Origin of the sequence: Streptomyces sp. NPDC085946 (assembly GCF_044540485.1) — a bacterium.
Taxonomy (GTDB): domain Bacteria; phylum Actinomycetota; class Actinomycetes; order Streptomycetales; family Streptomycetaceae; genus Streptomyces.
In genome coordinates this window covers 363,905-378,609 of record NZ_JBITSF010000003.1, presented here as the reverse complement: position 1 = coordinate 378,609, position 14,705 = coordinate 363,905, and the positions used below count along the sequence as shown (strand labels likewise).

Here is a 14,705-nt window from a genome sequence, read left to right as displayed (position 1 = left end):
CCTCCCGCCCCCCTCCCTCACATGCCTACCGGTCGGTATGCTCGGCGTCGTTCCGTGCGCCACCGCTGCCGCCGCCCTCCGGGAGGACCCGTGTCCCGCACCGCCCTGCGTATCTGCCCCCTGTGCGAGGCCACCTGCGGCCTGACCCTCACGATCGAGGGCACCCGCGTCACCGCCGCCCGCGGCGACCGCGACGACGTCTTCAGCCGCGGGTTCGTCTGCCCCAAGGGCGCCTCCTTCGGGGCCCTCGACTCCGACCCCGACCGGCTGCGCGCCCCGCTGGTCCGCGAGGGCGGCAGGCTGCGCGAGGCCACCTGGGAGGAGGCCTTCGACGCGGTCGCCGCCGGCATCCGGCCCGTCGTCGAGCGGTACGGCCCGCACGCCGTCGGCGTCGTCCTCGGCAACCCCAACGTGCACACCGTGGCCGGGGCCCTCTACCCGCCGGTCCTGCTCGCCGGCCTCGGCACCCGCAGCCTCTTCACCGCCTCCACGGTCGACCAGATGCCCAAGCACGTCTCCAGCGGGCTGCTGTACGGCGACGCGCAGGCGATCCCCGTGCCCGACCTCGACCGCACCGATCACCTGCTGCTCATCGGCGCCAACCCCCTGGAGTCCAACGGCAGTCTGTGCACCGCGCCGGACTTCCCCGGCCGGCTCAAGGCGCTCAAGGCCCGCGGCGGCACCCTCACCGTCGTCGACCCGCGCCGCACCCGCACCGCGAAGCTCGCCGACCGGCACGTCGCCATCCGGCCCGGCACGGACGCCCTGCTGCTCGCGGCGATGGCGCACGTCCTGTTCGACGAGGACCTGGTGCGGCTCGGCCACCTCGCCGAGCACGTCGAGGGGACCGGCGAACTGGCCGAGGCCCTGCGCGAGTTCACGCCCGAGGCGGCCGCCGGGGCCTGCGACGTCGACGCGGACACCATCCGCGCCCTCGCCCGTGAGCTCGCCGCCGCCCCCACCGCCGCCGTCTACGGCCGCATCGGCAGCTGCACCGTCGCGCACGGCACCCTCGCCAGCTGGCTCGTCGACGTCCTCAACGTCCTCACCGGCAACCTCGACCGGCCCGGCGGCGCGCTCTTCCCGCAGTCCGCCACCGACAGGACGCCGCGGCCCGCCGGACCCGGCCGCGGCTTCGCGCTCGGACGCTGGCACTCCCGGGTGAGCCGGCACCCGGAGGCCAAGGGGGAGCTGCCGCTGTCCGCGCTCGCCGAGGAGATCGACACCGCCACCGGCGAGGGCGAGCCGATCCGCGCCCTCGTCGCGATCGCCGCCAACCCCGTGCTGTCCGCGCCCGACGGCGACCGCCTCGACAAGGCGCTCGGCACGCTGGACTTCATGGTGAGCGTCGACCCGTACCTCAACGAGACCTCCCGCCACGCCCACGTCGTCCTGCCCCCGCCCCCGCCCGCGCAGAGCCCGCACCACGACTTCGCCCTCAACTCCCTCGCCGTGCGCCACCAGGTCCGCTACACCCGCCCGGCCGTCCCGCCGGAGCCCGGCCGGATGGCCGAGACGGAGATCCTGGCCCGGCTCGTCCTCGCGGCCACCGGCATGCACGGGGCCGACCCGGAGGCCGTGGACCGGGCGGTCGTCGACCGGACCCTCGGCAAGGCGGTGAAGGAACCGCACTCCCCGGTCCACGGCCGCGACCCGCACGAGCTCGCCGCCCGGCTCACCGGCGACGACGGCCCCGAGCGGCGGCTGGACATGATGCTGCGCCTCGGCCCCTACGGCGACGGCTTCGGCGCACGACCGGACGGACTGACCCTGGAGAAGGTGCTCGCGCACCCGCACGGCATCGACCTCGGGCCGCTGCGGCCCCGCCTGCCCCAGCCCCTGAAGACCAGGAGCGGCAAGGTGGAGCTGCTGCCCCGGCCGATCGCCGACGACCTGCCCCGGCTGGTGCGGGCGCTGGCGGAACGCCCCGCCGGCCTCGTCCTGGTCGGCCGCCGCCACCTGCGCTCCAACAACAGCTGGATGCACAACGTGCCCGCCCTGACCGGCGGCTCCAACCGCTGCACCCTGCACCTCCACCCGGAGGACGCCGGGCGGCTGGGCGTGCGCGACGGCGCGGAGGTGCGCGTGAAGGGACCCGGGGGAGAGGTGACCGTGCCCGCGGAGGTCACCGACGCGGTCCGCCGGGGCGTGGTGAGCCTGCCGCACGGCTGGGGCCACGACCGGCCCGGCACCCGTCTGACCCACGCCTCGGCCGACCCCGGCGTCAACGTCAACCAGCTCCTCGACGGCAGCCGACTCGACCCGCTGTCGGGCAACGCGGTCCTCAACGGCGTGCCGGTCGAGGTGGCGGCGGTGACCCCGGCCGTGCCCGAAAAGCGCGGCGCGCTGACCTGAGCAAAGCTGTGACCAGCAGTTCTGCTCTTATTGCTCGCATGTCAACGTCTTGTTAACGCCGCTCGACGGGACCTAACGTCCATCGCACCGCCGGCCCTGGTGGGATGTTCAAGGGCGAACGTTAGGTATCCACTCATGCTGACCCTCCTCGGCTTCGCCATGATCGCGACCTTCCTGGTCCTGATCATGCTGAAGAAGATGTCGCCGATCGCGGCGCTCGTGCTGATCCCCGCGCTGTTCTGCGTGTTCGTCGGCAAGGGCGCCCACCTCGGCGACTACGTCATCGACGGCGTGACCAGCCTCGCCCCCACCGCGGCGATGCTCATGTTCGCGATCGTCTACTTCGGCGTGATGATCGACGTCGGTCTCTTCGACCCGATCGTCAGGGGCATCCTGAAGTTCTGCAGGGCCGACCCGATGCGCATCGTCGTCGGGACGGCCCTGCTCGCCGCGATCGTGTCGCTGGACGGCGACGGCTCGACCACCTTCATGATCACGGTCTCCGCGCTGTACCCGCTCTACAAGCGCCTGAAGATGAGCCTGGTCATCCTGACCGGCGTCGCGGCCATGGCCAACGGCGTGATGAACACGCTGCCCTGGGGCGGCCCCACCGCCCGCGCGGCCACCGCGCTGAAGCTGGACGCCAGCGACATCTTCGTCCCGATGATCCCGGCCCTCGCCGTCGGCCTGCTCTTCGTGATCGGCCTGTCCTACGTCCTGGGCCTGCGCGAGCGCAGGCGGCTCGGGGTGCTGACGCTGGACGAGGTGCTGGTGGAGGAGAAGGGCACCGTCCTCGTGGGCACGGGCTCCGGCGGCGCCGCCGTCGCCGCGGGCGCTCCGGGTCCGGGCTCCGAGGCGGGCGCGGGCGGCTCCGGTGCCACGCCGGGCGCGGGCGCGGACGGCTCCGACGCGGACGCCGCCGACGACTTCCAGGGCCTCGACCCGCACCGTGACACCCTGCGCCCCAAGCTGTACTGGTTCAACGCGCTGCTCACGGTGGTCCTGCTCACCGCCATGATCCTGGAGTGGCTGCCGATCCCGGTGCTGTTCCTGCTCGGCGCCGCGCTCGCGCTCACCGTGAACTTCCCGCGCATCCCCGACCAGAAGGCCCGCCTCGCCGCCCACGCCGACAACGTCCTGAACGTCTCCGGCATGGTCTTCGCCGCCGCCGTCTTCACCGGCGTCCTCCAGGGCACCGGCATGGTCGACCACATGGCCAAGTGGATGGTGGACGTCATCCCCGAGGGCATGGGCCCCCACATGGCCCTGGTCACCGGCGTCCTGAGCCTCCCGCTGACCTACTTCATGTCGAACGACGGCTTCTACTTCGGCGTCCTGCCGGTCCTCGCCGAGGCCGGTGCCGCGCACGGCGTCTCCCCGCTGGAGATGGCCCGCGCCTCCCTCGTCGGCCAGCCCCTGCACATGTCCAGCCCGCTCGTGCCCGCCGTGTACGTCCTGGTCGGCATGGCGAAGGTCGAGTTCGGCGACCACACCCGGTTCGTCGTGAAGTACGCCGCCCTGACCTGCCTGGTCATCCTCGCGGCGGGCATCCTGTTCGGCATCGTCTGACGTCCGCGGCGGCCCGTCCGCCGCCCTCGACCCCCTCGGAGGTACGCACCATGGGGCCCGGTGGGAACCGCGGCTGGCTGCTCCGCCTCGTCATCGCCTTCGGCTTCGCGCAGGGGGCGGTGTCGATGGCCCGGCCCGCCGTCTCCTACCGGGCCCTCGCGCTGGGCGCGGACGAACGGGCGATCGGCGTGATCGCGGGCGTGTACGCGCTGCTGCCGCTGTTCGCCGCGGTACCCCTGGGCCGCCGCACCGACCACGGCCGCTGCGCCCCGCTGCTGCCGGCGGGCGTGGTCCTGATCTCCGGCGGCTGCGCCCTGAGCGGGGTCGCCGGCTCGCTGTGGGCGATGGCGCTGTGGAGCGGGGTGATGGGCCTCGGCCACCTCAGCTTCGTCATCGGCGCCCAGTCGCTGGTCGCCCGCCAGTCCGCGCCGCACGAACAGGACCGCAACTTCGGGCACTTCACCATCGGCGCCTCCCTCGGCCAGCTGGTCGGACCCGTGGCGGCCGGCGCGCTGATCGGCGGCCCCGACATGGCGGGCACCAGCGCGCTCGCCCTGCTGGTCGCCGGCGCGGGCGCGGCGGTCGCGTTCACCTCGCTGTGGCGCATAGAGCACCGCCGCACCGCCCCCGGCTCCCGCACGGCCGCGGGCGGACGGGTCCCCGTGCACCGCATCCTGCGCGCCCGGGGCGTCCCCGCGGGCATCCTCATCAGCCTCTCCGTGCTCTCCGCGACCGACATCCTCACCGCGTACCTGCCGGTGGTCGGCGAGCACCGGGGCATCGCCCCGTCCGTCGTCGGCGTCCTGCTCAGCCTACGGGCGGCCGCCACCATCGCCTGCCGCCTGGTCCTCACCCCGCTGCTGCGGCTGCTCGGCCGCACCGCGCTGCTCACCGTGACCTGCCTGCTGGCGGCGTTGCTGTGCGCCGGGATCGCGCTGCCGCTGCCGGTGTGGGCGCTGGCCGCCGTCCTCGCGGTCCTCGGCTTCTGCCTCGGCGTCGGGCAGCCGCTGTCCATGACGACGGTGGTCCAGGCCGCCCCCGACGGGGCCCGCTCCACCGCCCTCGCCCTGCGGCTGACCGGCAACCGCCTCGGCCAGGTCGCCGCCCCCGCGGCCGCCGGCCTGGTGGCCGGCGTGGCGGGCGTGGCGGCGCCGTTCGTGCTCCTGGGCGGCCTCCTGCTGCTCTCCTCCGGGGTCGCCCTGCGCTCGCCGGAACAGCGGGCGGACCGGGGGCGGGCCGCGCCGGAAGGCGGCCGGGCCCCCTCCGGGGAGGACCGGCGGCCCGGCCGTCTCGCGGGCCGGGACGCGCCCCCCGGCTGAATCGCCGCGTCCGCTTTCTCATCTGGTGGACCGGGACCGCCCGATCCCGCCCCCTCTCTTCCCCCGGCCGCACACATTCCGTTAACTTCCGTGACCCACAGCCCCGCACGACCCGCACGGGACGACGACATCGCGGAGCACCAGCGCACAAGTGAGCCTCCGGGGGCACCTCATGACACGCGCCATCTCCCTGCACGACGTGAGCAAGACCTACCCGCGCGGCCCTCGCGTGGTGGACCGGCTGTCGCTGGACATCGCGCCGGGCGAGTTCCTCGTCCTGCTCGGCCCGTCCGGCTGCGGCAAGTCCACCGTGCTCAGGATGATCGCCGGGCTGGAGGAGATCGACGAGGGCGAGCTGCTGCTCGACGGCGAGCACGCCAACGACCTGCCGCCCTCCGGCCGGGACATGGCGATGGTCTTCCAGAACTTCGCCCTCTACCCGACCATGACCAGCCGCGACAACATCGGCTTCCCGCTGCGCATCGAGGCCCCGGGCGCCGACCCGCGCCCGCGGGTGGACGCCACCGCCCGGATGCTCGGCATCGAGGAGCTCCTCGAACGCTTCCCCGGCCAGCTCTCCGGCGGCGAGCGCCAGCGCGTCGCCATGGGCCGGGCCATCGCCCGCCACCCCTCCGCGTTCCTCATGGACGAGCCGCTGTCCAACCTCGACGCCAAGCTCCGCAACCGGCTGCGCGCCGAGATCGCCCACCTCACCCGCGACCTGGGCGTCACCACGGTCTACGTCACCCACGACCAGGCCGAGGCCATGTCGCTCGGCGACCGGGTCGCCGTGCTGCGCGGCGGCGTCCTGCAGCAGGTCGGCACCCCGCGCTCGGTGTACGCGCTGCCCCGCAACGTCTTCGTCGCCGCGTTCATCGGCACCCCCCGCATCAACCTGCTGCGCGGCGTGGTCCGCGCGCCGCTCGACGGGGCGATGACCATCGGTCTCGGCAAGCAGTTCCTGCGGCTGCCCGAACCCCTCTCCCCGGACCACCAGTTGCTGCGCGTGCAGCAGGGCCGCGAGGTCATCGTCGGCCTGCGCTCCGAGGCCGTCCGCATCGGGCCGGCCGCCTCCGCCCGCCCCGGCGAGGTGCTGATCACCGGCCTGGTGGAGCACGTGGAGTTCCAGGGCCACGAGAACCTCGTGCACTTCGACACCGGCTCCCGTCCCGCCGTCGTCCCCGAACTGGAGGCCCCCCGCCCGCGCCCGGGCCGCACGCCCCGGCGCCGCCGCCGCGAGGGCACGGTCCTGGGCCGGCTGCGGGAGCGGGCGGGCGCGCTGCGGGCGGGTCCCGTCGTGGTGCTCGACGACCCGGCCGGCCCACCTGCGCAGCCCGCGTCCGCGGAACCCCGCCTGCCCGGCGACCTCATCGTCCGCACCACGCCGGACATCGACCTGCGCCACGGCATGCAGGTGCCGCTGCTGGTCGACCTCGCGCACCTGTTCGTCTTCGACCAGTACGGCGAGCGCATCTGCCCGGCCCCGGACCGGCTGCCCGATCTGGAGGAGTGAGCAGCGGCACACCTCGTCCGGGTGGTTCCGTGCTGAGATGGCCGGAGACGTATGGCGCCGGAAAACTAACGCCGCTAGTTTATGTGTCGGACGACGATGCCCCGCCCCGGAGGATGCGCGATGAAGGCACACGACGGCATGTACATCGACGGCGCCTGGCGCCCCGCCGCCGGCCAGGACGTGATCGAGGTCGTGAACCCGGCCGACGAGCAGGTGATCGGCACGGTCCCCGCGGGCACCGCCCTGGACGTCGACACCGCCGTACGGGCCGCCCGGGCCGCCCTGCGGGGCTGGGCCGCGACCCCGCCCGCCGAGCGCGCCGCCCGCCTGGCCGCCCTGCGGGACGTGCTCGCGGCCCGCGCGGACGAGATCGCCGAGACGGTCACCGCCGAGCTCGGCTCGCCCCTGAAGTTCTCGCAGGCGGTCCACGCCGCCGTGCCGGTCGCGGTGGCGGGCTCCTACGCCGAGCTGGCGGCGACGTACGCCTTCGAGGAGCGGATCGGCACCTCGACCGTCTTCCACGAGCCGGCCGGCGTGGTCGCCGCGATCACGCCCTGGAACTACCCGCTGCACCAGATCGTCGCCAAGGTCGCCCCGGCCCTGGCCGCGGGCTGCACGGTCGTCCTGAAGCCCGCCGAGGACACCCCGCTGGTCGCCCGGCTCTTCGCCGAGGCGGTGCACGAGGCCCGGGTCCCGGCGGGCGTGTTCAACCTGGTCACCGGCCTCGGCCCGGTCGCGGGCCAGGCCCTCGCCGAGCACCCGGACGTCGACCTGGTCTCCTTCACCGGTTCCACCGCCGTCGGCCGGCGCATCGGCGCGCTCGCCGCGGGCGCCGTCAAGAGGGTCGCGCTGGAACTGGGCGGCAAGTCCGCCAACGTCATCCTCCCGACCGCCGACCTGGCCAGGGCGGTCAACGTCGGCGTCGCCAACGTGATGTCCAACTCCGGCCAGTCGTGCAACGCCTGGACGCGGATGCTGGTCCACCGCGACCAGTACGACGAGGCCGTCGGGCTGGCCGCCGCGGCCGCCGCCAAGTACGGCGACCGCATCGGCCCGGTGGTCAACGCCCGGCAGCAGCAGCGGGTCCTCGGCTACATCGAGAAGGGCGTCGCCGAGGGCGCCCGCCTGGTCGCGGGCGGCCCCGAGGCCCCGCGCGAGACGGGCTACTTCGTCAGCCCGACCGTCTTCGCCGACGTCACCCCGGACATGGCCATCGCCCAGGAGGAGATCTTCGGCCCGGTCCTGTCGATCCTGCGCTACGCGGACGAGGAGGAGGCCCTGCGCATCGCCAACGGCACCATCTACGGCCTCTCCGGCGCCGTCTGGGCCGGCGACGAGGCCGAGGCGGTGGCCTTCGCCCGCCGCATGGACACCGGGCAGGTCGACATCAACGGCGGCCGCTTCAACCCCCTCGCGCCCTTCGGCGGCTACAAGCAGTCGGGCGTCGGCCGCGAGCTCGGCCCGTACGGCCTGTCCGAGTACCTCCAGACCAAGTCCCTCCAGTTCTAAGGGAGTCGCTTCCGTCATGGCCGTCCGCGCCGCCGTCCTGCCCGCCATCGGCTCCCCGCTGGAGATCACCGGCATCGACCTGCCCGACCCCGGCCCCGGGCAGGTCCGCATCCGGCTCGCCGCCGCCGGGGTCTGCCACTCCGACCTGTCCCTGACCAACGGCACCATGAGGCTGCCGGTCCCCGCCGTCCTCGGCCACGAGGGCGCCGGCACGGTCCTCGCCGTCGGGGAGGGCGTCACCCACGTCTCGCCCGGCGACGGCGCCGTCCTCAACTGGGCGCCGTCCTGCGGCGCGTGCCCCGCCTGCGCGCGCGGCGAGGTCTGGCTGTGCGCCGACGCGCTCACCGGCGCCGGGCGCGTCCACGCCCGCCGCGCCGACGACGGCACCGACCTGCACCCCGGCCTGAACGTCGCCGCGTTCGCCGAGGAGACCGTGGTGCCCGCGTCCTGCGTGCTGCCCGCCCCCGACGGCATCCCGCTCACCGACGCCGCCCTGCTCGGCTGCGCCGTCCTGACCGGCTACGGCGCCGTCCACCACTCCGCGCGGGTGCGCGCCGGGGAGAGCGTGGCCGTCTTCGGCGTCGGCGGAGTGGGCCTGGCCACCCTCCAGTCGGCCCGCATCGCCGGCGCCTCCACGATCGTCGCGGTCGACGTCTCCCCGGAGAAGGAGGAGCTCGCCCGGGCCGCCGGGGCCACCGAGTACCTCGTCGCCTCGGACACCACCCCGCGCCGGATCCGCGCGCTGACCGGCAAGGAGGGCGTCGACGTCGCCGTCGAGTGCGTCGGCCGGGCGACCACCATCCGCGCCGCCTGGGAGTCCACCCGGCGCGGCGGCCGCACGACGGTCGTCGGCATCGGCGGCAAGGACCAGCAGGTCACCTTCCACGCCCTGGAGATCTTCCACTGGGGCCGGACCCTGTCCGGCTGCGTGTACGGCAACGCCGACCCCGCGCGCGACCTGCCCGTCCTCGCCGACCACGTCCGCGCGGGCCGCCTGGACCTCGGTGCCCTGGTGACCGAGCGGATCGCCCTGGACGGCATCCCGGCCGCCTTCGACACCATGCTGGCGGGCAAGGGAGGCCGCGCCCTGGTCCTCTTCTAGGGCCCGTCCGCACCCGTTCCCCGGCCGCCCGCGGGCGGCCGGGGCGTCGGCGTGCCCGCGACCGGTCACGTGCCATGTACAGGCAAAATCCGTGCCGCGCGACCCGTTGACGTCCATACCGTCCGGTCAGTACGTTCCCGGAACCCGAGCCACCCCCCCGGTTCCGCCCCCGCACTCCCGGAGCGTGCACCACATGGACACGGCACCTTCCGCTCGACCGCTCACCGAGAACGCCCCCGCCGACGGCAACCGCCGCCGCGTCGCCACCGCCGCGGCCCTCGCCTCGGCCGTCGAGTGGTACGACTACTTCGTCTTCGGCATCGCCGCCGCCCTCGTCCTGGGCGACCTGTACTTCCCGGCCGGCAGCCCCACCGCCGGGGTCCTCGCCTCCTTCGCCACCTTCGCCGTCGGCTTCCTGGCCCGCCCGCTCGGCGGCATCGTCGCCGGCCAGCTCGGCGACAAGCGCGGCCGCAAGCCGATGCTGGTCCTCGCGCTCACCCTCATGGGCCTGGCCACCACCGGCATCGGCCTGCTGCCCACCTACGAGACGATCGGCGTCGCCGCCCCGATCCTGCTCGTCCTCCTGCGCGTCGCCCAGGGCGTCGCCGTCGGCGCGCAGTGGGGCGGCGCGATGCTGCTGGCCACCGAGTACGCCCCCGAGGGCAAGCGCGGCGTCTACGGCAGCGTCGTGCAGCTCGGCGTCCCCATCGGCGTGGTGACCGCCAACTCCGTCTTCCTGCTGGCCGGAGCCCTCACCACCGACTCCGCGTTCGCCGCCTGGGGCTGGCGGGTGCCCTTCCTGGTCGGCCTGTTCGTGCTGGCCCTCGCCTGGTACATCCACACGCGGGTCGAGGAGACCCCCGAGTTCCGCGCGGCCGAACGGGCGCTGGCCGAGAAGGAGCGGACCGAGCGCACCTCCCCGCTGCGCACGATCCTGCGCGGCCACCTCGGCACGGTCCTGCTGGCCGGCGGCTCCTTCGCCGTGAACACCGCGACCTTCTACATCATCATCACCGGCGTCCTCGACTACACGACCCGGGAACTCGGCATGGAACGCGGCGCGGTGCTCACCGTCTCGCTGTGCGTCAGCCTCACCCAGCTCGTGCTGATCCCGGCCTCCGCCGCCCTGTCCGACCGGATCGGCCGGATCCGCATCTACGCGTTCGGGGCGGCCGGCCTCGCGGTGTGGGCCGTCCCGATGTTCCTGCTGATCGACACCGGCTCGCTGCTGTGGCTGGCGGTCGGCACCTTCGTCACGAGCTGCTTCCTCAGCATCATGTACGGCCCGCAGGCCGCCCTGTTCGCCGAGCTGTTCACGCCCGAGATGCGCTACACCGGCGCCTCCCTCGGCTACCAGATCGCGGCCGTCGGCGGCGGGGGCCTCGCGCCCTTCCTGATGGTGCTGCTGCTGGAGGCCACGGGCACGTCGATGGCGGTCTCCGCCTACATCGTCGGGCTCGCGGTCCTCGCCCTGGTCTCCATCAAGGTCCTCGCCGGCCGGGCCCGTCCGGCGGAGCCGGGCGCCGGTCCCGGGACCGGCGTGTCAGAGGGCTGAGTCCGGGGCCCGCGCGGGCCCCGGCTCCGGAACCGCTCCCGGAGCCGCGGCCCGCGCCGCCCGGTCCGCGCGGCCGGCCCGGGATCGGGACACCGCGACACCCGCCAGGCACAGCGCCCCGCCCGCCAGCGTGAGCGCCCCGGCACCTCGCCGAGGACCAGCCAGGACATGAGGACGACCAGCGCCGGAACCGCGTACGTGGTCGCGCCCATCCGGCTCGCGGTGGTCCGGGCCAGGGCGTACGCCCAGGTCGTGAAGGCCAGCGCGGTCGGGAAGACCCCGAGGTAGACCATGTTCAGCGTCGCGGAGGCCGGGGCGTCGGCGGCCTGGCGGACCAGCTGCCCGGCGAACGGCAGGCACACCACCGCCCCGACCAGGCACCCGTACGTCGTCACCTGCAAGGGGCTCGCCGCGCCCAGCGCCGGCTTCTGCGCGACGACCCCGCCCGCGTAGGCGACCGCCGCCAGCAGGCACAGCACCACCCCGAACACCGGGGAACCGCCGTCCCCCGACATCGACAGTCCCACCGTGACCGCACCGGCGAACGACACCGCCATCCCCGCCAGCAGCCGCGGCGGCATCGCGTCCCCGAGCAGCCGCGCGCCCAGCAGGGCGATGAGGAGCGGGCCGATGTTCACGACCAGGGCGGCCGTACCGGCGTCCACCTGCTGCTCGCCCCAGTTCAGGACGACCATGTAGGAGCCGAACCACAGCACCCCGGAGACCCCGATCCCCCGCCACGCCGACCGGGGCGGCGGGCCCTCCCTCCGCAGGAGGCAGAGCGCGCCCAGCGCCAGCGCCCCGGACAGCAGCCGCCCGAGCGCCAGCGCGCCCGGTGAGTACGCGTCCCCCGCGCTGCGGATCGAGACGAAGGCGGAGGCCCACAGCACGACGGTGACGGTGGCCGCGCCGGCGGCCAGCAGCGGGGCACGGCGGTCGGCGCGGGGCGGGGAGGCGTTCATCATGCTCCAGAGGCCAGGAGGGGCGGGGCGGGGAGGCTCGCGGGTCCGGACAGGACGGGGAGGTGCGCGGGTTCCGGACGGGGCCGGACCGCCGCCCCGCGCCGGCCGCTCAGCACAGCGCCTCCGCGCCGATCCCGAGCAGCCCGGACAGCGCGCGTTCCCCCGCCGCCGTCACCCGCACCGCCCGCCCGGAGCCGACGCGCACGCACCATCCCGCGTCCAGGGCGTGCCGGCACAGGGCCGCCCCCGCGGCCCCGCCGAGGTGCGGCCGGCGCTCGGTCCAGTCCAGGCAGGCCCGGGCCAGGGGACGGCGGCCGGGACGGCCGAGGCCGATGCCGGCCGCCGCGAACCACGCCAGCCCGGCGTCGGTCAGCGCGAACCCCGTGGCCCGCCCGCGGGGTGCCAGGGCCGGGCCGGACCCCGCCCCCTCGCCACCGCCGCGCCCCCGCGGTTCCCGCAGCAGCAGCCCGCGCGCCGTCAGCCCGTCGGCGACCGCGGTGCCCAGCCGCCCGGCGAGGTGGTCGTAGCAGGTCCGGCCGCGGGCCAGCGCCGAGGAGGCGCTCGACTCCCGCAGGGTGCGGGGCCGTCCGGCCACGCCGGGCGCGACCTGCGCGGCCAGGTCCTCCAGCAGCTGGGCGACCCCGGGTCCGGCCAGCCGGACGTACCGGTGCCGTCCCTGGCGCTCCTCGGCGAGCAGGCCGCCCGCGACGAGTCTGCCCAGGTGCTCGCTGATCGTGGAGGCGGCGACGCCCGCGTGCCGGGCCAGCTCGCCCGCCGTCCACGCGCGCCCGTCCAGCAGCGCCAGCAGGCACGCGGCGCGGGTCTCGTCGGCGATCAGCGCGGCGAGCCGCGCCAGCTGCGCCGACCTGGGGTCCCTGAGGGTCATGCACCCCAGCATGGCGCACGCACGTTTCGGCGCCGGCCGAAGCGTCCTAGACGGTGTCCCGCAGCTGCGCGTACTGCCGGGCCAGCCCGTCCAGCAGGGCCGCCAGCCCGGTCTCGAAGGCCCGCTCGTCGATCTTCTCCTGCCGTTCGGGCAGCAGGTGGGCCTGGCCGAGGTGCGGGTAGTCGGCGGGGTCGTACGCGCTCGCGTCGTCGACGAAGCCCCCGGCGAAGGAGCCGAGCGCGGAGCCCATGATGAAGTACCGCATCAGCGCGCCGATCGAGGTGGCCTGCGCGGGCGGCCAGCCGGCGTCGACCATCGCGCCGTAGACCGCGTCCGCGAGGCGCAGCGCGGCCGGGCGGCGGCCGGGGCCGCGGGCCAGCACCGGGACGATGTTCGGGTGGTCGCGCAGGGCCGCCCGGTAGGAGACGGCCCAGTCGTGCAGCGCGGTCCGCCAGTCCCGGCCGTCCTCGAACATCGACAGGTCGACCTGCGCGCTCACCGAGTCGGCGACCGCCTCCAGGATCTCGTCCTTGGTGCGGAAGTGGTTGTAGAGCGACGGCCCGCTCACCCCGAGCTCGGCGGCGAGCCGGCGCGTGGAGACGGCCGCGAGGCCCTCCGCGTCCACGAGCGCGCGGGCCGTCTCGACGATGCGGTCGGTGCTCAGCAAGGGCTTGCGCGGTCGGGCCATGGCGCACATAGTAGGGCTGCACTCGGAAACTAGCAGTGCTAATTTAAAGGTACGGCTTTCACGTGGGGTGGTTGCGGATGAACCTGGAGCTCAGCGAGGAGCAGACCGCCGTGCGGCAGCTCGCCCGGGACTTCGTGGCGCGGGAGGTCGTCCCGCACGCCGTCGCCTGGGACCGCGCCGAGGAGGTCGACCGCTCGATCGTGAAGAAGCTCGGCGAGGTCGGCTTCCTCGGGCTCACGATCGACGAGGAGTACGGCGGCTCCGGGGGCGACCACCTCGCGTACTGCCTGGTGACGGAGGAACTGGGCCGGGGCGACTCCTCCGTGCGCGGCATCGTCTCCGTCTCGCTCGGCCTGGTCGCCAAGACGATCGCCGCCTGGGGCGGCGAGGAGCACAAGCGGCGCTGGCTGCCGGGGCTGACCTCCGGCGAACTGGTCGGCTGCTTCGGCCTGACCGAGCCGGGCACCGGATCGGACGCGGGCAGCCTCGCCACCCGGGCGGTGCGCGACGGCGACGACTACGTCGTCAACGGCACCAAGATGTTCATCACCAACGGCACCTGGGCCGACGTCGTGCTGCTCTTCGCCCGCTCCACCGACGCCCCCGGCCACCGGGGCGTCTCCGCCTTCCTCGTGCCGACCGACACCCCCGGCCTGACCCGGCGCCCCGTCCACGGCAAGCTCGGCCTGCGCGGCCAGGCCACCGCCGAGCTGGTCCTGGAGGACGTGCGGGTGCCCGCCTCGACGATGCTCGGGGAGGAGGGCAAGGGCTTCTCCGTCGCCATGTCGGCGCTGGCCAAGGGCCGGATGTCGGTCGCCGCGGGCTGCGTCGGCATCGCCCAGGCCGCCCTGGACGCGGCCGTGCGGTACGCGGGGGAGCGCGAACAGTTCGGGAAGACCATCGCCCACCACCAGCTCATCCAGGAACTGATCAGCGACATCGCCGTGGACGTCGACGCGGCCCGGCTGCTCACCTGGCGGGTCGCCGACCTGGTCGACCGCGGGCAGCCCTTCGCCGTGGAGTCCTCCAAGGCCAAGCTCTTCGCCTCCGAGGCGGCGGTCCGCGCCGCGAACAACGCCCTGCAGGTCTTCGGGGGCTACGGCTACATCGACGAGTACCCGGCGGGCAAGCTGCTGCGCGACGCCCGCGTGATGACCCTGTACGAGGGCACCAGCCAGATCCAGAAGCTGGTCATCGGCCGGGCGCTGACGGGGGTCTCGGCCTTCTGAGTAGGTCCTGAGTACGTC

At 74.7% G+C, this 14,705-nt stretch carries 10 protein-coding genes and 1 pseudogene; 8 read left to right on the top strand and 3 right to left on the bottom strand.

Translation table 11 applies throughout. The features are described from left to right. The first annotated feature begins 90 nt into the window (after nucleotides 1-90). From ACIF8T_RS09645 to ACIF8T_RS09615, 7 genes are all read left to right on the top strand, one after another. Complete coding sequence (locus ACIF8T_RS09645; RefSeq protein WP_400032937.1) at nucleotides 91-2,355, top strand: molybdopterin oxidoreductase family protein; 2,265 nt, start codon at nucleotides 91-93, stop codon at nucleotides 2,353-2,355. A gap of 135 nt (nucleotides 2,356-2,490) precedes the next feature. Continuing rightward, complete coding sequence (locus ACIF8T_RS09640) at nucleotides 2,491-3,924, top strand: CitMHS family transporter (RefSeq protein WP_400032935.1); 1,434 nt, start codon at nucleotides 2,491-2,493, stop codon at nucleotides 3,922-3,924. A gap of 50 nt (nucleotides 3,925-3,974) precedes the next feature. Further along, complete coding sequence (locus ACIF8T_RS09635; protein WP_400032933.1) at nucleotides 3,975-5,243, top strand: MFS transporter; 1,269 nt, start codon at nucleotides 3,975-3,977, stop codon at nucleotides 5,241-5,243. 172 nt (nucleotides 5,244-5,415) lie between these two features. After that, a complete protein-coding gene (locus ACIF8T_RS09630) occupies nucleotides 5,416-6,756 on the top strand; it encodes an ABC transporter ATP-binding protein (RefSeq protein WP_400032931.1) in 1,341 nt (446 codons plus the stop codon). Nucleotides 6,757-6,876: 120 nt separating this feature from the next. Further along, nucleotides 6,877-8,265, top strand: coding sequence for an aldehyde dehydrogenase family protein (locus ACIF8T_RS09625; RefSeq protein WP_400032929.1), 1,389 nt, complete (start codon nucleotides 6,877-6,879; stop codon nucleotides 8,263-8,265). 16 nt (nucleotides 8,266-8,281) lie between these two features. Then, the gene (locus ACIF8T_RS09620; RefSeq protein ID WP_400032928.1) at nucleotides 8,282-9,367 is read left to right on the top strand and encodes a Zn-dependent alcohol dehydrogenase; all 1,086 of its coding nucleotides are present in this window, start codon (nucleotides 8,282-8,284) and stop codon (nucleotides 9,365-9,367) included. A gap of 193 nt (nucleotides 9,368-9,560) precedes the next feature. After that, nucleotides 9,561-10,922, top strand: a complete 1,362-nt coding sequence (locus ACIF8T_RS09615; protein WP_400032926.1) for an MFS transporter — start codon at nucleotides 9,561-9,563, stop codon at nucleotides 10,920-10,922. Here ACIF8T_RS09615 and ACIF8T_RS09610 read toward each other — a convergent pair. The 3 genes and pseudogenes from ACIF8T_RS09610 to ACIF8T_RS09600 form a co-directional block, all read right to left on the bottom strand. Then, nucleotides 10,911-11,884, bottom strand: a pseudogene (locus tag ACIF8T_RS09610) (DMT family transporter). The gene ACIF8T_RS09615 and the pseudogene ACIF8T_RS09610 sit on opposite strands and share 12 nt — an antisense overlap. Before the next feature lie 109 nt (nucleotides 11,885-11,993). Continuing rightward, the gene (locus tag ACIF8T_RS09605) at nucleotides 11,994-12,782 is read right to left on the bottom strand and encodes an ArsR/SmtB family transcription factor (RefSeq protein WP_400032924.1); all 789 of its coding nucleotides are present in this window, start codon (nucleotides 12,780-12,782) and stop codon (nucleotides 11,994-11,996) included. Nucleotides 12,783-12,816: 34 nt separating this feature from the next. Beyond that, nucleotides 12,817-13,458, bottom strand: coding sequence for a TetR/AcrR family transcriptional regulator (locus ACIF8T_RS09600; RefSeq protein ID WP_400032922.1), 642 nt, complete (start codon nucleotides 13,456-13,458; stop codon nucleotides 12,817-12,819). 77 nt (nucleotides 13,459-13,535) lie between these two features. Here ACIF8T_RS09600 and ACIF8T_RS09595 point away from each other — a divergent pair, with 77 nt between their 5' ends. Continuing rightward, nucleotides 13,536-14,687 carry an acyl-CoA dehydrogenase family protein gene (locus ACIF8T_RS09595; protein ID WP_400033116.1) on the top strand — a complete coding sequence of 384 codons (1,152 nt, stop codon included), beginning with the start codon at nucleotides 13,536-13,538 and terminating at the stop codon, nucleotides 14,685-14,687. Nucleotides 14,688-14,705 lie beyond the last annotated feature (18 nt).

What these genes read in the sequence shown, in the direction of transcription:
- ACIF8T_RS09605 (WP_400032924.1), bottom strand. Translation starts at nt 12,782, where the DNA reads ATGCTGGGGTGCATGACCCTCAGGGACCCCAGGTCGGCGCAGCTGGCG.
- ACIF8T_RS09635 (WP_400032933.1), top strand. Translation starts at nt 3,975, where the DNA reads ATGGGGCCCGGTGGGAACCGCGGCTGGCTGCTCCGCCTCGTCATCGCC.
- ACIF8T_RS09640 (WP_400032935.1), top strand. Translation starts at nt 2,491, where the DNA reads ATGCTGACCCTCCTCGGCTTCGCCATGATCGCGACCTTCCTGGTCCTG.
- ACIF8T_RS09595 (WP_400033116.1), top strand. Translation starts at nt 13,536, where the DNA reads ATGAACCTGGAGCTCAGCGAGGAGCAGACCGCCGTGCGGCAGCTCGCC.
- ACIF8T_RS09600 (WP_400032922.1), bottom strand. Translation starts at nt 13,458, where the DNA reads ATGGCCCGACCGCGCAAGCCCTTGCTGAGCACCGACCGCATCGTCGAG.
- ACIF8T_RS09625 (WP_400032929.1), top strand. Translation starts at nt 6,877, where the DNA reads ATGAAGGCACACGACGGCATGTACATCGACGGCGCCTGGCGCCCCGCC.
- ACIF8T_RS09630 (WP_400032931.1), top strand. Translation starts at nt 5,416, where the DNA reads ATGACACGCGCCATCTCCCTGCACGACGTGAGCAAGACCTACCCGCGC.
- ACIF8T_RS09615 (WP_400032926.1), top strand. Translation starts at nt 9,561, where the DNA reads ATGGACACGGCACCTTCCGCTCGACCGCTCACCGAGAACGCCCCCGCC.
- ACIF8T_RS09620 (WP_400032928.1), top strand. Translation starts at nt 8,282, where the DNA reads ATGGCCGTCCGCGCCGCCGTCCTGCCCGCCATCGGCTCCCCGCTGGAG.